Source organism: Vescimonas sp. (genome assembly GCF_057856985.1).
Genome location: NZ_DBLZXX010000004.1, coordinates 39,024 through 56,763, shown reverse-complemented (window position 1 = coordinate 56,763; position 17,740 = coordinate 39,024). Strand labels below are relative to the sequence as shown.

13 protein-coding genes and 1 other RNA gene are annotated in these 17,740 nt (G+C 62.0%); all 14 read right to left on the bottom strand.

Annotated features, from left to right (window positions below):
- Positions 1 to 20: 20 nt before the first annotated feature.
- The 14 genes from nifJ to pknB all read right to left on the bottom strand — a co-directional run bounded on the left by nifJ (position 21) and on the right by pknB (position 17,738).
- Positions 21 to 3,533 (bottom strand): pyruvate:ferredoxin (flavodoxin) oxidoreductase, encoded by a 3,513-nt coding sequence (gene nifJ, locus ACZM22_RS05185; protein ID WP_489543328.1) that lies wholly within the window; start codon positions 3,531 to 3,533, stop codon positions 21 to 23.
- A gap of 182 nt (positions 3,534 to 3,715) precedes the next feature.
- Positions 3,716 to 4,984 (bottom strand): alpha-amylase family glycosyl hydrolase, encoded by a 1,269-nt coding sequence (locus ACZM22_RS05180; RefSeq protein WP_489543327.1) that lies wholly within the window; start codon positions 4,982 to 4,984, stop codon positions 3,716 to 3,718.
- Positions 4,985 to 4,997: 13 nt separating this feature from the next.
- Positions 4,998 to 6,965, bottom strand: coding sequence for an NAD-dependent DNA ligase LigA (gene ligA, locus ACZM22_RS05175; RefSeq protein WP_489543326.1), 1,968 nt, complete (start codon positions 6,963 to 6,965; stop codon positions 4,998 to 5,000).
- Between the two features lie 11 nt (positions 6,966 to 6,976).
- Complete coding sequence (gene yunB, locus ACZM22_RS05170; protein WP_489543325.1) at positions 6,977 to 7,672, bottom strand: sporulation protein YunB; 696 nt, start codon at positions 7,670 to 7,672, stop codon at positions 6,977 to 6,979.
- A 46-nt stretch (positions 7,673 to 7,718) separates the two neighbouring features.
- Positions 7,719 to 9,107: a UDP-N-acetylmuramoyl-L-alanine--D-glutamate ligase gene (gene murD, locus ACZM22_RS05165; RefSeq protein WP_489543324.1), complete on the bottom strand. Its 1,389-nt coding sequence runs from the start codon at positions 9,105 to 9,107 to the stop codon at positions 7,719 to 7,721.
- Positions 9,108 to 9,216: 109 nt separating this feature from the next.
- Complete coding sequence (locus ACZM22_RS05160) at positions 9,217 to 9,981, bottom strand: histidine racemase CntK family protein (protein ID WP_489543323.1); 765 nt, start codon at positions 9,979 to 9,981, stop codon at positions 9,217 to 9,219.
- Positions 9,978 to 10,742, bottom strand: coding sequence for an amino acid ABC transporter ATP-binding protein (locus ACZM22_RS05155; protein ID WP_484423876.1), 765 nt, complete (start codon positions 10,740 to 10,742; stop codon positions 9,978 to 9,980). Before ACZM22_RS05155 ends, ACZM22_RS05160 begins: the two co-directional genes overlap by 4 nt.
- 13 nt (positions 10,743 to 10,755) lie before the next feature.
- Positions 10,756 to 11,403 carry an amino acid ABC transporter permease gene (locus tag ACZM22_RS05150; RefSeq protein WP_483268177.1) on the bottom strand — a complete coding sequence of 216 codons (648 nt, stop codon included), beginning with the start codon at positions 11,401 to 11,403 and terminating at the stop codon, positions 10,756 to 10,758.
- 94 nt (positions 11,404 to 11,497) lie between these two features.
- Positions 11,498 to 12,337: a transporter substrate-binding domain-containing protein gene (locus ACZM22_RS05145; RefSeq protein ID WP_489543322.1), complete on the bottom strand. Its 840-nt coding sequence runs from the start codon at positions 12,335 to 12,337 to the stop codon at positions 11,498 to 11,500.
- Between the two features lie 200 nt (positions 12,338 to 12,537).
- An RNA gene (gene rnpB, locus ACZM22_RS05140) (RNase P RNA component class A) lies at positions 12,538 to 12,996 on the bottom strand.
- A 46-nt stretch (positions 12,997 to 13,042) separates the two neighbouring features.
- Positions 13,043 to 14,542 (bottom strand): DUF3794 domain-containing protein, encoded by a 1,500-nt coding sequence (locus tag ACZM22_RS05135; RefSeq protein ID WP_489543321.1) that lies wholly within the window; start codon positions 14,540 to 14,542, stop codon positions 13,043 to 13,045.
- A gap of 134 nt (positions 14,543 to 14,676) precedes the next feature.
- Entirely contained in the window at positions 14,677 to 14,838 is a 162-nt protein-coding gene (locus tag ACZM22_RS05130; protein WP_444053247.1) for a hypothetical protein, read from the bottom strand.
- A gap of 66 nt (positions 14,839 to 14,904) precedes the next feature.
- Positions 14,905 to 15,786 (bottom strand): ribosome small subunit-dependent GTPase A, encoded by an 882-nt coding sequence (gene rsgA, locus ACZM22_RS05125; protein ID WP_489543320.1) that lies wholly within the window; start codon positions 15,784 to 15,786, stop codon positions 14,905 to 14,907.
- Positions 15,783 to 17,738, bottom strand: coding sequence for a Stk1 family PASTA domain-containing Ser/Thr kinase (gene pknB / locus ACZM22_RS05120; protein ID WP_489543319.1), 1,956 nt, complete (start codon positions 17,736 to 17,738; stop codon positions 15,783 to 15,785). Before pknB ends, rsgA begins: the two co-directional genes overlap by 4 nt.
- Positions 17,739 to 17,740 lie beyond the last annotated feature (2 nt).

Genomic DNA, 17,740 nt, shown 5'->3' with positions numbered 1-17,740 from the left:
TTTACCGCGGAGAAACTTCCTCACTTCTCCGCACGGCGCTTGTAGGCGTCGTACTTCTCCTTGGCGGCCTCCTCTGCCTCGGCGAACAGCACCTTGGCATTTTCGGGGAAGCTCAGCTCCAGAGAGGCATAGCGCACCTCGCCCTTCATGAAGTCATACAGCGGCATGGTGGGTTCCTTACTGTCCAGCGTGAAGGTCTTGGTCTCCGGGCTGTACCGGTACAGGTTCCAGTAACCGGAGTTGACAGCGTCCTTCATCTCCTGCTGGACGTTGTTCATACCCTTCTTGATACCGTGGTTGATGCAGGGCGCGTAGCAGATGACGATGGACGGACCCTTATGAGCCTCGGCCTCCTTGATGGCCTTGATGAGCTGGTTGGGATTGGCACCCATGGAGCACTGTGCCACATACACATTGTCGTAGGTCATCATCAGCATACCAAGGTCTTTCTTCTTGGTCTTCTTGCCGCTGGCCTGGAACTGCGCCACCGCGCCGATGGGCGTGGCCTTGGAGGACTGTCCGCCGGTATTGGAGTACACCTCGGTGTCCACCAGCAGCACGTTGACATCCTCGCCCATGGCGAAGACGTGGTCGAGGCCGCCGTAGCCGATGTCGTAGGCCCAGCCGTCGCCGCCGTACATCCACATGGTCTTCTTGGACATATCCTTCTTGCGCTTGAGGATCTCGTCCACGATGGCCTGCTCCTCGGCAGAGAACTTGCCATTCTCCAGCAGCGCCACCAGCGCCTCGGTAGCGGGAGTGGAGGCGTCCAGATCCTCGTAGGTCTCCAGCCACTTGGCAATGGCGGCCTTGACGGTCTCATCCTTGGTCAGCGCATCCAGCTCCTTGACGTAGCCGGTGACGCACTCGCGCAGCTGCTTGACAGCCAGACACATACCGTAGGAGAACTCGGCGTTGTTCTCAAACAGGGAGTTAGACCATGCCACGCCCTTGCCCTCGGCGTTCTTGCAGTACGGCACGCAGGGCATGGCCGCGCCCCAGGCCTGGGTGCAGCCGGTGGCGTTGGCCAGATACATCTTGTCGCCGAACATCTGGGTCAGCAGCTTGATATAGGGCGTCTCGCCGCAGCCGGCGCAGGCGCCGTTGAACTCCACCAGAGGCTGCTTGAACTGACTGCCCTTCAGGGTGAACTTGTCCACGCGGGAGGTCTTTTCCTTCACGCCGGTCAGGAAGTTCCAGCCGGTCTGATCCAGAGACACCTCGTGAGCAGGTACCATCTTCAGCGCCTTGCCGCTCTTGGGGCAGGAGGCCACACAGCTGCCGCAGCTGGTGCAGTCCAGCGTGGACACGCCCATGGTATACTTCAGGCCGTCCAGCCCGGGGCCCTTGGCATCCACCAGCGTCATATCCACGGGAGCCGCCTTGACCTCGCCCTCGTCCAGCAGGAACGGGCGGATGACGGCGTGGGGGCAGACAAAGGAGCACATATTGCACTGGAGGCACTCGGCAGCATCCCACACAGGCAGATGGGTGGCGATGCCGCGCTTCTCGTAGCGGGAGGTACCCAGCGGCATGGTGCCGTCCTCCATGCCCTTGAAGGCGGAGACGGGCAGATCGTCGCCCTTCTGGGCGTTGATGGGTACCAGAATGTTCTTGATGACGTAGGGCAGGTTCTCGCCGGCGGGCTTCAGCGCCTTGTCGGTGAGGTTCGTCCACTCGGGCTTCACCTTGACCTCCACCAGTGCGTTAAGGCCGGCGTCCACGGCGGCGATGTTCATGTTGACGATCTTCTCGCCCTTCAGGCCGTAGGTCTTCTTGACGGCGTCCTTCATGTGGGCCACGGCGTCCTCCACGGGGATGACGTTGGCCAGCTTGAAGAAGGCGGCCTGCAGCACCATGTTGGAGCGGTTGCCCAGTCCCAGCGCCTGCGACTCCTTGTTGGCGTCGATGATATAGAACTTGATGTCGTTGTCGGCGATATACTTGAGGATCTCGCCGGGAACGTGCTGTTCCAGCTCGTTCTCCGCCCACTCGCAGTTCAGCAGGAAGCTGCCATGGGGCTTCAGCTCGTGGATGATGTCGTACTTGGTCAGGTACGTCTGGTTGTGGCAAGCGATGAAGTCCGCGTTGGACACATAGTAGGTGGAGCTGATGGGGTGCTTACCGAAGCGCAGGTGGCTCTTGGTGATGCCGAAGGACTTCTTGGTGTCGTACTCAAAGTACGCCTGGCAGTACATATCCGTCGTCTCGCCGATGATCTTGATGGAGTTCTTGTTGGCACCCACCGTACCGTCGGAGCCGAGACCCCAGAATTTGCAGGAGATGGTGCCCTCCGGCTCGGTGAGCAGAGGTGCGCCCACGGGCAGGGACAGATGGGTCACATCGTCCACGATGCCGATGGTGAAGTGATTCTTCGGCTCATCCAGCAGCAGGTTGTCGAACACAGCCTTGATCTGGGCGGGGGTGGTGTCCTTGCTGCTCAGACCGTAGCGGCCGGCGTAGATGGCGGGGCGGTCGCTCTCGTTGATATAGGCGGCGCAGATGTCCTCGTACAGAGGCTCGCCGATGGAGCCGATCTCCTTGACGCGGTCGAGGACGGCGATCTTCTTCACCGTCTTGGGCATGGCGGCTATCAGGTGCTTGCGGGAGAAGGGGCGGAACAGGTGTACCTGCAGGAAGCCCACCTTCTCGCCCTTGGCGTTCAGATGGTTGACGACCTCCTGTGCGCAGCCGCCCACGGAGCCCATGGCCACGATGACGCGCTCGGCGTCGGGCGCGCCGTAGTAGTTGAACAGGTGGTACTCACGGCCGGTCAGCTTGCTGATCTGAGCCATGTAGTCCTCCACGATGTCGGGCAGCTCGGCGTAGGCCGTGTTGTTGGACTCGCGGAGCTGGAAGTAGATGTCGGGGTTATCCACCAGAGAACGCATCCGGGGATCCTCCGGGTTCAGGGCATTGGCGCGGAAGGCAGCCAGTGCGTTGCGGTCCACCAGCTTGGCGTACTCGTCGTAGCTCAGCACGTCGATCTTCTGGATCTCATGGCTGGTACGGAAGCCGTCGAAGAAGTGCAGGAACGGGATGCGGGCCTTGATGGCGCTCAAATGTGCCACGGCAGCCAGATCGGCGGATTCCTGCACACTGCCGCTGGAAAGCAGGGCAAAGCCCGTCTGACGGCAGTTCATTACGTCGGAGTGGTCGCCGAAGATGGAGAATGCGTGGGTACCCACGGTGCGGGACGCCACGTGCAGCACGCCGGGCAGACGCTCGCCGGAGATACGGTGCAGGGTGGGGATCATCAGCATCAGGCCCTGAGAGGCGGTGAAGCTGGTGGCCAGCGCACCGGCCTCCAGTGCGCCGTGGCACGCGCCGCAGGCGCCGGCCTCGGACTGCATCTCCACCAGACGAACCGGCTGGCCGAAGATGTTCTTCTTGCCGTTGGCCGACCACGCGTCGGCGTGCTCCGCCATAGGGCTGGAGGGTGTGATGGGGTAGATGGCTGCGACCTCGGAGAACGCATAGGCGACGTATGCCGCCGCCTCGTTGCCGTCGCAGATCTTCATGATCTTGCTCATATGATTCTTTCCTCCTCTTTTCTATCAGCTCCTCCCTGCTTTGCCACAGGAAAGAGCCTAGATATGCCGTGTAAAAGTATAGCATTTCGATTGCCGCAGGTCAATGAACAAAAGAGATTCTGTGACATACGTCACAGAATCTCTTTTCGCTTTGTATAAAAAACCAATAGCGGCGGCCCGCATCAGATCACCACGGGGTATTCACCCAGCGGCAGCCTGCCGTTCCGGACGGTGACTTGCCCGCCCAAACGGTTCTCGTACACACCGTCCGGCAGATCCACGGCCACTTCACCGCCGCGGCCCTGCAGGTCAAACACGCCCAGTGCGCGGCCCTCCAGTCCCTCGTAGTGGCCCAGCACCACACTGTCGCTGGCGGTTACCCACCAGAAGCCGCCGCCCAGCGGCAGCGTCTGCTTCATGGCCTTGCAGGCGGTGAGGTACCGCTGCACGTCCAGCCGCATGTCGCCGTAGTTGTCGTCGGCGTCGAAAAGCCCCACCCGCTTTTTGGGCGCGTACTCCATGCCGCTGTACAGCATGGCGGCACCCCGCTGGAAGTACAGGAATCCCAGCCAGTGGTACAGCTGGCGGTCACTGGTGAACCAGGAGGCCGCACGGCAGGTGTCGTGGTTCTCCAGGCAGCGGGCCTTGATGTAGCCAGTGGGATACGTCAGCTCCTGATAGTTCAGGATGTCCGTGTAGGTCCGCAGGGACAGATCTCCCTTCAGGAAGCCCTCGTAAAAAGGCCAGATGTCGTAGTCGTAGGTCATGTCGAAGGCGCGGTACAGCTCGGTGTCCGTGGCGCAGGCCGCGCCCGTGCGGCGCATGCCCAGCACGTAGGCGCCGTGGACGCTTTCGGCCAACCAGATGCAGCCAGGGCGCACCGTCTCCACCTGGCGGCGTGCCTCACACCAGAAGTCCAGCGGGACGCTGCTGGCCACGTCGCAGCGGAAGCCATCCACGATGGCGGCCCACTGCTTCAATGTGTCGATCTGGTAGTTCCACAGGTCGCGGTTGCTGTAATCCAGGTCCACCACATCCCACCAGTCCGCCACCTTTCGGGTAGGGCGACCCTCTGCGTCGCGGAGGAAGTACTCCGGATGGGTGTGGGCCAGCACGGAGTCCGGTGAGGTGTGGTTGTACACCACATCGATGATGCACTTCATGCCGCGAGCATGGATGGCATCCACCAGATGGATGAAGTCCTCCCGCGTGCCGTACTCGGGATTGATGCCGCGGTAGTCCTGAATGGCGTAGGGGCTGCCCAGAGTGCCCTTACGGCCCTCCGAACCAATGGGATGGATGGGCATGAGCCAGATGATGTCTGCACCCAGCCCCTTCAGGCGGTCCAGGTCGCCCTCCAACGCGCGGAAGGTGCCTTCTTTGGTGTGGTTGCGCACAAAGACGCTGTAAATCACCTGATGCAGCAGATTCTGATCGGTATGCTCTGCCATGACGTGTACCTCCTTATTTCAGAAACTCCAGAAATTCATCTTCCGTGAGGACGGGGATGCCCAACTGCTGCGCCTTTTGCAGCTTGCTGCCGGCGTTCTCTCCCGCCACCACGTAGGTGGTCTTTTTGGAAACGGAGCCGGACACCTTGCCGCCCCGTTTTTCGATCATCTCCCCCGCTTCATCGCGGGTAAACTTCTCCAGTGCGCCGGTAAGGACAAAAGTCATTCCTGCAAAACGGCTGTCAACCGTTTCCTCTTTACAGGTCATATTGAGCCCTGCGGCCTTCAGACGTGCCAGCAGGTCCTGGGACTGTGGGCTGTCCATCCACTGGCGGATGTATTTCGCCGTGATGGGCCCCACGTCATCAATGGCGGTCAGCTCCTCCTCCGTGGCGGTGGACAGCGCGTCCATGCTGCCGAACCGTGCAGCCAGCACCTTGGCGGCCTTCTCACCTACCTGCCGGATGCCGAGGGCAAAGATGAGGCGCCACAGGTCGTCCTCACGGCTTCTGGCGATGGCCTCCACCGCGTTCCGGGCGGACTTCTGACCCATACGGTCCAGCTCCGCGATCTGCTCCGGCCGCAGGCTGTACAGGTCGGCGGCAGTCCTGACAAGGCCGCTGTCCACCAGCTGCTGTATCACGGCGGGACCCAGACCGTCGATGTCCATGGCGTTTCGGCTGGCGAAATGGGTCAGATTCCGCAGCAGCTGGGCAGGGCACTCCGCGCCGGTGCAGCGCAGAGCCGCGCCATCCTCGTCCCGCACCACCTCCGCGCCGCAGACGGGGCAGCGGTCCGGCAGCGTGTAGGGCTGTGCGCCGTCCGGACGCTTGTCCGGCACCACGGCCACGATCTCGGGGATGATCTCCCCCGCCTTGCGCACCAGCACCGTGTCGCCGATGCGGATGTCCTTCTGGGCGATATAGTCCTGATTATGCAGGGTGGCGTAGGTCACAGTGGTGCCCGCCAGACGCACCGGCTCCAGCTCCGCCTTGGGAGTCAGCACGCCAGTGCGTCCTACCTGTACCACGATATCGCGGAGCACCGTCTCCTTGGTCTCTGGCGGGTACTTGTAGGCGATGGCCCAGCGGGGACACTTGGCAGTACTGCCAAGCACCTCCCGCTCCGCCAGGTTGTCCAGCTTAATGACCGCGCCGTCGATGTCGAAGGGGAAACGCTCCCGACAGTCGCCCAGCGCGGCGATCTCCGCCAGAATATCGGCGGTTTTGGATAGCTGCCGGTGCGGAATGACCTTGAAATGCTGGGACGCCAGATAGTCGATGGCCTCGGTGTGGGTGGTAAACTCCCGTCCCTCCGCCAGCTGGAGATTGAATACGGCGATGTCCAGACGGCGCTGGGCCGCGATCTTGGGGTCCAGCTGGCGCAGGGAGCCGGCGGCAGCGTTGCGGGGGTTGGCCATCAGGGGCTTGCCCTCCAGCTCGCGGCGGGCGTTGATCTCATCGAACACGCTGCGAGCCATGTAGACCTCGCCGCGGACGATGAGACGGGGCAGCTTCTCCGGCAGCGTCATAGGAATGGAGCGGATGGTGCGCAGATTCTCCGTCACGTCCTCCCCCACCCGTCCATCGCCGCGTGTGGCGCCGCGGACGAACACGCCGTCTCTGTACTCCAGGGCCACGGACAGGCCGTCCACCTTTGGCTCCACGCTCCACAGCGGCGCGTCCAGTGGTATCTTTTCCAGAAACTGGCACACCTCATCGTCGTTGAACACGTCCTGCAAACTCTCCAGCGGCACGGGATGCGTCACCTGCTGGAACTCGGACAGCGTGCGGCCACCGATGCGCTGCGTGGGCGAATCCGGTGTGATTTCCTCCGGATGTGCCGCCTCCAGATCCTCCAGACGGCGCAGCATGTGGTCGTACTCGTAGTCGGAGATGGTGGGCTCATCCAATACGTAATAGCGGTAGCCGTGGGCATTCAGGGTGTCCCGCAGCTCCTTCATTTCCTGTCGGTAGTCCATAGTGTGACCTCTTATCCGTTGTTGATGATGTACTCGTCGGCGTAGTTCTCGATCTCGTCCGGCGTGGTACTGAAATAGGTGTAGGTGTCGGGTACGCCGCCCACGATCACCGTCTCCGCCACGGAGATCTCGTTGGACACCTTGGTATAGGTGGTCAGCCCGGGCAGCAGGATGCTGACGTGGACATCCACATCCAGCAGGATGCGGTGGCGGGTCTGGTTGATGCCGGCGGAGGAAAACTGGTTATCGAAGCGGGCGGTGGCAGTGCCCACGGACTGCATGCGCACGTGCAGACACGGCCCGCGGCCTGCCAGCAGCGGCGAGCCGGTCAGCGTGCCGATGGGGATGGACAAATCCGTGGTGGACACATCCGCCATACGCTGGAGGATATCGTCGGAGATAGACGCCTGCAGGCGGTTGAACTCCGCCATGTTGCTTTTCAGCGCCGTCACATGGCCGTTGGCATCCTTATCGAAGGACACCAGCCGCCCGTAGTCGATGCGCCCGCTGTCCACCGCGTCGTTGATGGCGGCCACCACGATGCGGTTCACCATGTTAGAGGTGCGAGCGGTGGCCAGATCCACCACGATGGGCCTCATATGCAGCACGGCGGCAGCAGTCAGCGCTCCCAACGCCGCCAGAAGAAAGGTACACCAGACCAGCACCTTCTGTCGTCCGGTCAGGCGCAGATAACGAAGCCGTTCCACGGCATCCACCCCCCTTGCAGGGAGTTTATGATGCCAAGGCTTTTCCTCATTCCTCCGGCCAGCTGCGGACGATCTCCTTGAACACCCTGCCCCGCTCGGCAAAGTTCTTGAACTGGTCGAAGGCAGCACAGGCCGGGGACAACGTCACCACATCGCCTGCGGCGGCATGGTCGCGGGCGGCCTCTACCGCAGCCTGAAAAGGCGTGACCTCCAGGATCTCCGGACAGCCCGGGCGGTAGTCCGGCGCGGCCTCCACTGCGGCGCGGATCTTCCCCGCCGTGGCCCCGCAGAGTACCAGCAGCTTCACGTGGGCCGTCACCTCGGGGCCCAGTACGTCGAAAGGAATGTGCTTGTCATAGCCGCCGGCGATGAGGATAACCTTCTCCGGGAAGGAGCGCAGCCCCGCAATGGTGCGGGAGGGGCTGGAGGCGATGGAATCGTTGTAGTACCGGACACCACGGTAGGTACGCACCAGCTCGATGCGGTGCTCCACGCCGCCGAAGCTGCGGGCGAAGTCACGGATAATATCGTCCGGCACCAGACCGTCCACAGCGGCGATGGCTGCCATGTAGTTCTCCACGTTGTGGACACCGGGGATCTTGATGTCGGATGTCTTCATGACGACCCGCTCCTCCGCCGCACTGCGGCAGACGATGTCCTCGCCCCGCAGGAACACGCCGTCGTTCAGCTCTGTCTGACGGCTGAAGCGGCGGCTGCGGCCTACGGTGCGCCCCGCCTGCTCCGCCGTGATGGCGTTGTCGGCGTTGAACACGGCAATGTCGCCGGCGGTCTGGTGGCGGAAAATGTTCTCCTTGGCCGCTACGTACTCTGCCATGTCCTTGTGCATGTCCAGGTGATTGGGGGCCAGATTGGTCACCACCGCGATATGGGGACTGCGGTCCATGGTCATCAGCTGGAAGCTGGACAGCTCCAGCACCGCATAGTCCTGGGGCCGCATACGGTCGGCATCGCACAGCAGCGGGTGTCCGATATTGCCGCCTACCCACACTGTGTTCCCTGCCGCCTTCAGCAGCTCGGCGATGATGGTGGTGGTCGTCGTCTTACCGTCGGAGCCGGTGACGGCGATGATGGGACACGGGCAGACACGGAAGAACTCCTCCATCTCGCTGGTCAGCATGCTGCCATTGGCCACCGCCGCCGCAAGCTGGGGCACATCAGGCCGCAGGCCCGGGGTGCGGAAGATCACGTCCTCGTGGAGACCCTCCAGATAATCCGGTCCCAGCCGCAGCGTGCATCCCGCCTGCTTCAGCTCGTCAGCCAGCGTGCCCAGCTGCTCCCTCGTCCGCTTGTCACAGGCGGTGACGCAAATGCCGCTGCGCAGCAGCAGCTGCACCAGCGGCGTGTTGCTGACGCCGATGCCCAGCACTGCCACCGTTTTCTGCCGCAGGCTCTCCATATACTCATGCAAGGTCATGTTATATCCCTCCGTCTAACAGTTGCTCAATACAGACATTATACCGCTTTGGGTACAATTGTACAACCAAAAAACGCACCCTGTCGGGTGCGTTTTTTCAGGCATTTTTTCAGATAGTCACCTCAAAGGGCTCGCTCAGCGTTACCGGTCCGCCGATAGACGCCGCAATGACCGCGCCGTCCTGCCGCGTCACGGAGGCGTTGACTGTTCCGGCCGGCTGCCGCAGGGAGACGGAAAATATGCCTTCCCTGCCCTGGCTCATGGCCACTGCGCAGGCCAGCGTACCGCTGCCGCAGCTGCCCTCGAACACCAGTGTTCCCGCCTCCGGTACCTTCACCAGCGGCGTCATACGGTCCCCCTCCACGAAGCACACGCCGTAGGCATCCAGCGCAGGGTCCGCCGCAAAGAGCGGCTCGGCCTGGGCGAAAAACTCACGGCTGGGCGGGACATCCTGCACCACCAGATGGGCGATGCCTCCCAGATGCACCAGCGTACCGGTGGCAGGAGCGTCCACCGGCCTGACAAATTTCGGCAGCGGCATCTCTGCCTCCGCCGTACCGGCGTCCATGTCCACCGTCACGGTGATGGGGTGATCGCAGCCGCTGACGGACAGCTGCATGCTCCGGCAGCCGGAGAGCCCCTGCTGCTTCGCCAGCAGGAATCCGTAGGCACGGGAGGCGTTGCCGCAGAACTCCCCCGCCTCCATCTCCATATGGCCGTTGGGGAAGATGAAGCCTACCTGCTCCGCCTGCAGCTCCCGGATGGCCATGAGCTGTGCGGCCACAGCGGCGCACTCCGCCTTGCCTACGGGCGTCAGGACGAATAGAGTGATGTTTCCAGCGGGATCTGCCCGCACCACGCGCAGCTTTCTCATCTCTGATACCGCCCCAGGAACTGACGGGTCCGTTCCTCACGGGTGTTGACCATGACCTCCTCCGGCGTGCCCTCCTCCACAATGACGCCGCCGGCCATGAAGATAACGCGGTCTGCCACGTCCTTGGCAAAGGACATCTCGTGGGTCACGATGACCATGGTCATATGCTCCTCCGCCAGGTCACGGATGACCTTCAGGATCTCGCCGGTCAGCTCGGGGTCCAGCGCCGAGGTGGGTTCATCAAAAAATAGGATCTCGGGATCCATGGCCAGGGCACGGGCGATGGCTACCCGCTGCTGCTGTCCACCGGAGAGCTCGCAGGGGTAGGCGCCCTCCTTGTCGGAAAGCCCCATCTTTTCCAGCAGCTGCCGCGCCCGCTGCTGCGCCGTCTCCTTGTCGCGGCCCAGCACGCGAATCTGGGGGTCCGTCAGATTTTTCAGCACGGAATAGTGAGGAAAGAGGTTGAAGCTCTGGAACACCAGCCCGAACTTTTCCCGCACCCTTTTCAGTGTCTCCTTGCCGGCGTAGACCGCCCTGCCGTTTTCGCTGCGGGCAGCCTGTATGTCGCCGTAGAACAGCTCGCCGTCATCCATGTCGGTAAGCATCGCAGCGCAGCGCAGCAGCGTGGATTTGCCGCTGCCGGAGGGGCCGATGATGGCCACCACCTCGCCTTTTTCTACGGAGAGACTGATGTCCTTGAGAACGTGCAGCGTGTCGTCGTTGAAGCTCTTCTGCACGTGGTTCATCTGTAACAGTTTCATGCGACCGCCTCCCTTATTTGTAGTAGTCCATACGCTTTTCCACCTTGCCCATGACCAGATCCACAACGGCGTTGAACGCGAAGTAGAACACGCCTGCCACCAGGAACGGCGTAAAGCTGGTCTCGGAGTTGGCGATCTGCTTGCCGATGGTGAACATCTCCTGATAGGAGACAGTGAACGCCATGGAGGTGTCCTTCACCAGCGTCACCACTTCGTTGGTGATGCTGGGCATGATGCGCTTGAACACCTGCGGCAGGATGACATGGATAAAGGTCTGGGCCTTGGTATAACCCAGCACCTCTGCCGCTTCATACTGTCCCACCGGCATAGATTCGATGCCGCCGCGATAGATCTCCGCGAAATAGGCGGCGTAGTTGATGGCAAAGGCGATGACCACAGGGATCAGCTTGTTGCGGGCCACCGGCAAGTCACAGAGGTAGTAGGGGCCGTAGGTCACGGCCAGCAGCTGCAGCATCAGCGGCGTGCCGCGGAGAATGGAGATGAAGAAACGGGTGATGCCGGAGACGATCCTGTTTTTGCTCATGCGCAGCAGCGCAACGATCATGCCCAGCGGCAGGGAGAACAGCAGCGTCAGAAAGAAGATGGCGCAGGTCTTGGAAAGTCCCTCCCCCATCTTGACGATCATGGTCAGTAAGGTCATATGTTATCCTCAATTCATGCACATACGCTCCCGAGGGAGGAATTTCCCTCGGGAGCCGGTATGCTGTTTTCTTTTGTGCGCCGATGCCTCAGGCTCAGCCCAGCAGGGTCAGGTTGTTGGCGATGTCGGGATACTTGGCAGCGATCTCGGCGTAGGTGCCGTTGGCCACCAGCTGAGCCACGGCGTCCTCCACGGTGGCGCACAGCTCCTCGTCACCGGCGCGGAAGGCGATACCGTACTGCTCGGCGCCCAGACCCTCGTCCAGAACGGTGAAGCCCTTGTTGGACTCGGCATAGGAGACAGCCACGGGCTTGTCCACGATGACAGCGTCCACGGCGCCGCCGCCCAGCTCAGTGAAGCACTTCAGGAAGCTGTCGCAGGTAGTCAGGTCAGCGAAGGTCGCCGCCAGGTCGGCCAGATCACCGCCATCGGCCAGCAGCGCCTCGCCGGAGGTGCCCAGCTGCACGGCCACGACCTTACCGGCCAGGTCAGCGGAAGACTTGATGTCGCTGCCCTCCTTGACCATGATGACCTGGGTGTTGTCATAGTAAGGCGCGGAGATCACATAGCCGGCCTCCTTCATGGAGTCCAGGATGGTCATGCCGGACCATACGCAGTCACACTCCTTGGCATCCAGCTGCACCAGCTTCTGGTCCCAGTTCACACCGAAGACCTGCAGATCCCAGCCCAGCAGATCGCAGACAGCCTTGCAGACCTCCACGTCGAAGCCGGTGTACTGGCCGTCCTCGCCCAGATAGCTGAAGGGGGGATACTCCGCGTCGACGCCCATCACGAAGGTCCGTGTGGCAGTGGCGTCACCGTCGGTATTGGTATTGTTGTCGTTTGCGGAATCGTCGTTCTCTGCAGGCTTACCGCAGGCCACCAGGGACAGGGCCATGACCATGGCCAGCATCAGTGCAATCAGCTTTTTCATCGTTTTTTCTCCTTTACTGACCGGAATACCGGTTTTCTCGCCGGCAGACCGGCTTGGTTGTTTACTACGCTATCACTCTACCACTTTATCGAACTAATGTAAATAGTTTTGTATTCTAAAATACGCCGCATATTTCCATCGAAATTGTGCGAAGCGCACAAAGAAGGCCGCAGCGTGAGCCGCTGCGGCCTTGGAATGGTCCTGCGAGCAGACCTATAAGCCGGGTTCTGTTTCGACAGTCATCTATCTGGGCGTACCGTTGCCGGCACGCTCAAGCCACCCCGGGAGCGGCCGGGCCAGCCTATATGCTCCCATACCGGTGTTGCTCCGAATAGAGTTTACAGCGACGGTCACTTTCACGCGCCGTCGGGTGAGCTCTTACCTCGCCTTTCCACCCTTACCTCGTCGGTGCCAGCTCCATAGCTTTCGTCCGGCCGCAAACGGCAGGCCAAAATCACTTCGCTGTACCTTATCTCCCCACAAAAACTGACGTTTTCGCGGAGGTCCCCATTTGGGGATGTGACGCGGCGGTATATCTCTGTTGCACTTTTCCTGAAGTCGCCTTCGGCGGGCGTTACCCGTTATTCTTGCCCTGTGGAGCCCGGACTTTCCTCATGAACAGGCTTTCGCCTTGTTCCCGCGACTGTCCAGTCTGCTCGCACCCGTTATTCTACCCCACGGACATAGGGAAAGTCAATGCACAATTCACCGGACGCGGGGGATCAGCAGCATTTTGTCCGGTGTCTCCCCCTCCTCCAGATGGTTCACCGTCCGCAGCAGTTCCTCATCGGTTCGGTACTGTTTGGCCACATCCCACAGCGTCTCCTCCGGCAGCAGTCGCCGCAGCACCAGGGAGGGTATCTTCTCCTGCTCCTCCCCGTCCAGCAGCTCCACGGCGGCGACGGTGCGCATCTGGTCCGCCTGCATGTCGCCGATGAGGAATTCCGCCACCTGCCGCACATCGCAGCCGCTGCCTGTGAACCGGACGTCCGGTGGCCCCGCCAGTGTGCAGGATACAGACTGCACCGGTCCCTGCACCGGCACCACGATCTCCTCCGTCCGCTCCGTGACGGCGGGGGCATCCGCCTCATCCAGATACAGCAGTCGGGTATGTATCGTGGTGCGCAGAGCCGTCTGACCTCCCTCCTCCGTCACGGCAGCAGGTGTGCAGTCCGTGTCGGTGATAAAGAAGAACGGGCGGCTGCCGCCGAAGTCCAGATGCTGAATGCTCTCCTCCCGCAGGGAGCGGCAGGGCCTCCCCACCGGTACGGCCACCGTCTCCTGATGCAGCTGCACCGGCCGGCGAATGCTGTACAGGTCCTCCACGCAGCTGCACCGCACCGTTCGGTAGGCCCGCAGCAGCAGCCGCAGTTCTGCCGAGATGGAGAACCCGCCGCCGCTGTCAGAGCGCAGGACCCGCACCTCCCCTCCGGTGAGGCACAGGATGCCGGAAAGCTCCCCCTCCTCCGGCAGATCCGCGCCGTCCAGGATCTGGGATATCGGCAGCTCCGTTTCATAGGTGTGCAGCTGCTGATCCTGCCCGCGGTACAGCGCCGACAGGGCCAGCTCTCCCTTCAGCACCAGCTTGCTGCCCACCAGACGGCAGCTGGTGAGCCGCGGGCAGAGCCGGTACAGCAGCAGGTCCTCCGGCGCGGGGGACACCTCCGGCGTCTCCTGCGCCACGGAGAAGCTGCGTTCCGCCGCCGTATCCAGCAGGCTGATGTCGTGATCCCTGCGCCGGACGCGGAGAGCAGGGTCCTCCTCCGTGCCGCTGCAAAACCGGCACTGGGCGCGGGTGTAGCCGGTCAGCGTCACCTCCGGCAGCACGCGGACATACAGCTTCCGCGCCGTCACGGCCTGCGCCTCTGCCAACAACAACCGTCCTGTGGCCCAGAGCAGCTGCGACGACGCCAGCGTCTCGTCCTCCGCCGTACAGGAGAATGGCACCGGCAGCGTCAGGCTGCGCAAGCCGGCGCTCTCCTCCGAGGTATACAACACCGTGACCCGCACGGTGCCGGTGGCGGTGACGCGGCCCTCCAATGCGGTCCGCTCCCGTATCTGCAGCTGCCCGCAGACGCTGACGATCCGCGTCATGTCGGGGCAGTATTCCGCAATGGCCGTCTCCATGGTCTCCTCGTGGGACATCACCAGACGGCCGGTCTGCTCGCAGCAGGTCAGTTCCGTAAAATGTAAGCCTAACTCCATGGTCTCGCCCTCTCATTTCTCCGTTGTACCTCTACCATATGAGCGGGCGGGCACTGTTATTCCCTGATCCCGAAAATGCTGCACAGCAGGCCCCGCAGGAACCGCGGAGACTTCCATACCACGATCTTCATACGCTACCTCCTATTCCGCAAACAGGCGATCCCGCAGGCGATGAGCAGAAACGCCACCAGAAACATCAGACACCCCACAGGAAAGACGGCCGCGATCAGGATGCCCAGTCCCAATGCCAGCGCGCAAATGCCGATGATCCAGCCGCCGCAGTTCCAGCCTCTCATACAAGACCCCCCTCTGGTCCAGTATATGGCCGAAAAAAAAGCGGAGTGCATCGCACTCCGCTTTTTTCATTTTTTCTCCCAGGACTTCAGGTCCTTCAGCTCCTGATAGAGCCGGACGTAGCTGCGGTGGCGGCTGGGGTGGATGTCCCCGTCCTTCACCGCCTGCAGCACGCGGCAACCCTTCTCCTTGATGTGGCTGCATCCCACAAAGCGGCACTGGTCTGCGTAGGGCGCGAACTCGGGGAACGTCTCCGGCAGATGCTCCTTCAGTTCCAGATCCATCTCCTGGGTGTCAAAGGAGGAAAAGCCCGGCGTGTCGATGACCCATGTATCGCCTCCCAGGGAGAACATCTCCACATGGCGAGTGGTATGGCGTCCGCGACCCAGCGCCTTGCTGACCTCCCCCACCGGCAGCGTCAGCTGCGGCGACAGGGCATTGAGGATACTGGACTTGCCCACGCCGGAATTCCCTGTAAAGGCATTTAGCTTGCCAGCGATTGCCGCGCACAGCTCCGGAATACCCTCTCCTGTGGCAGCGCTGACCCGCAGCACTTGAATGGCCGAATGGCGGTAGATGTCGTACAGCTCGTCCGCAGGATCCAGGTCGCACTTGTTCAGGCACAGCAGCACCTGACAGCTTTTCAGGGCGGCGATGGCAGCGATGCGGTCGATGAGGTACGGTTCCGTCACCGGAATGGCAGCGGAGGCGATGATGACCAACTGGTCGATATTGGCGGCAGCCGGGCGGAGGAACACGTTCTTTCGCGGCTCCACCGCCTCCACGAAGCCCTCGCCGCCGCCCAGCTCCCGTACCTCCACCCAGTCGCCTACCAGCGGGCTGAGTCCTTCGCGCCGGAACTTGCCGCGGGCGCGGCACCGGAGCACCTCGCCTCCGGTGTTTACGTAATAGAAGCCACTGAGGGCCTTTTCAATGCGCCCCCGACTCAAAAGACGATCTCCTGCGTGGGTGAAGATACCGCAGAGTTGTCGTTGATGCAGGTGAAGTAAGCCCGCACCAGTGATGTCTGCCCCACCTGACCGGTGAAAGTGTAGGTCACAGTCTGGAGGTTGGCGCTGATGTACTGGCTGTCCACGACGGCGCCGTCCTGCTCAAACTCCACCTTGATCATGCCGCCCATGTCCTCCGGCAGGGCGAACTCCGTCACCTTGGTGCGGGTCACGATGTCCTCCTCGCCGCTGCCGCTGATGGTAAAGACGATCTGGGTGCCGCCATCTACCACCTCGTTTGGGTCGATGTTCTGCTCAGTGACACGGCCCGTCTCCACCAGACTGTACGGGTCGAACTCCGGCTGGCCCACGGTGAGGCCCATGTCCTGAGCATTCTTGATGGCGATGGCAATGTCCTGCCCGATGAACGAGGGCACCGTCACCGTCTTGGGGCCGGTGCTGACGTACACTGTCACCTGCTGACCCTCGGTCAGGTCCTCCCCGGCGGCGGGCTCCGTGGAGATGACCATATCCTTATGGACCGTGTCGGAATTCTGGCTCTGGAAGTCGAATTTCAGGTTCAGATTCAGCTCCTGCAATTGGATGCGTGCCTGCCGGTACTCCTGGCCGGTGACATTCGGCATGGGCACCTTCTCCTCCTCCGCCGCCACGTAGACCTCGATGACGAAGTTGCTCTTGCGGCTGCGTCCGGCATCCGGCGATTGCTGGATGATCTGCCCCGGCTCATAGGTGTCGGAGCGCTGGGTGCCCTTCACCACGATTTCAAAAATATCCTTGACGCCGTCCATCAGCTGGGCCTCCTCCACGGTCTTGCCCAGCACATTGGGAACATCGTAGCTCTTGTTGTTGCCGGCGGGGCCAAAATCGCCCAAAATCAGCTTGAACAGCAGGAACACCAGCACCAGAGCCGCTGCGAAGATACCGCCCATGATGGCGATGGACTTCTTGTCGCGGGGCCGGATGTTGTCCTCCGGCTGGTCGCGCCGCATCTGGTCGGCCCGCTTTTTCACGGCGGTGGCCACCTGCGCGGTGGGAATGGACATGGTGGGCTCGTTGTCCGGCTGCACCGATGCCAGTTCCTTGCGGATGTAGTCCATATCCACGGCGGGGTCCTTGCGGAACTTCTCCAGATCCTCCAGCATGGCATCCGCCGTGGGATAGCGCTTGTCGGGATCGCTGTTCATGGCCTTCATGCAGATCAGCTCCAGCGGCTCAGGGATGCTATGGTCGATGTCCCGCGGCGCCAGCGGCACGGAGCTCAGGTGCTGGATGGCCACGGACACAGCGGAGTCGCCCTCAAAGGGCAGCCGTCCCGTCAGCATCTCATACAGCACCACGCCGGCGGAGTAGATGTCGGAACGTGCATCGATGCGGTCGCCCCGCGCCTGCTCCGGCGAGATGTAATGGACGGAGCCCAGCGCCTCCTGGGTCAGGGTCTGGCTGGCGTTTGCCAGGCATGCGATGCCGAAATCGGCCACCTTCACGCTGCCGTCCCGCAGAACCATGATGTTCTGGGGCTTGATGTCGCGGTGGATGATGCCGCGGCTGTGGGCGTGGCTCAGGCCCCGCATGATCTGGCTGATGAAGTGCAGCGACTCCCGCCAGTCCATGCGGCCCCGCCGCTCCATATACTGCTTCAGGGTAATGCCGTCGATGAGCTCCATGACGATGTACTCCGTCTCACCGCTGGTGGACACATCATACACCGACACGATGTTGGCGTGGGACAGCTGAGCCACGGCCCGTGACTCGTCCCGAAAACGCCGGCGGAAGTCGGCGTTTTCCGCCAGATCGCTCTTGAGTATCTTCACCGCCACCAGTCGGTTCAGCCGATGACATCTGGCCTTATACACATTTGCCATGCCGCCGGACCCGATCAGCTCCAGAATTTCATAGCGATCATCCAGCATACGTCCTATGTATTGATCCATGT

Excerpts from the sequence above, each read along its gene's own strand:
- ACZM22_RS05135 (WP_489543321.1), bottom strand. The coding sequence starts at position 14,542 with ATGGAGTTAGGCTTACATTTTACGGAACTGACCTGCTGCGAGCAGACC.
- ACZM22_RS05130 (WP_444053247.1), bottom strand. The coding sequence starts at position 14,838 with ATGAGAGGCTGGAACTGCGGCGGCTGGATCATCGGCATTTGCGCGCTG.
- nifJ (WP_489543328.1), bottom strand. The coding sequence starts at position 3,533 with ATGAGCAAGATCATGAAGATCTGCGACGGCAACGAGGCGGCGGCATAC.
- murD (WP_489543324.1), bottom strand. The coding sequence starts at position 9,107 with ATGACCTTGCATGAGTATATGGAGAGCCTGCGGCAGAAAACGGTGGCA.
- ACZM22_RS05145 (WP_489543322.1), bottom strand. The coding sequence starts at position 12,337 with ATGAAAAAGCTGATTGCACTGATGCTGGCCATGGTCATGGCCCTGTCC.
- ligA (WP_489543326.1), bottom strand. The coding sequence starts at position 6,965 with ATGGACTACCGACAGGAAATGAAGGAGCTGCGGGACACCCTGAATGCC.
- pknB (WP_489543319.1), bottom strand. The coding sequence starts at position 17,738 with ATGGATCAATACATAGGACGTATGCTGGATGATCGCTATGAAATTCTG.
- ACZM22_RS05155 (WP_484423876.1), bottom strand. The coding sequence starts at position 10,742 with ATGAAACTGTTACAGATGAACCACGTGCAGAAGAGCTTCAACGACGAC.
- ACZM22_RS05150 (WP_483268177.1), bottom strand. The coding sequence starts at position 11,403 with ATGACCTTACTGACCATGATCGTCAAGATGGGGGAGGGACTTTCCAAG.
- ACZM22_RS05160 (WP_489543323.1), bottom strand. The coding sequence starts at position 9,981 with ATGAGAAAGCTGCGCGTGGTGCGGGCAGATCCCGCTGGAAACATCACT.
- ACZM22_RS05180 (WP_489543327.1), bottom strand. The coding sequence starts at position 4,984 with ATGGCAGAGCATACCGATCAGAATCTGCTGCATCAGGTGATTTACAGC.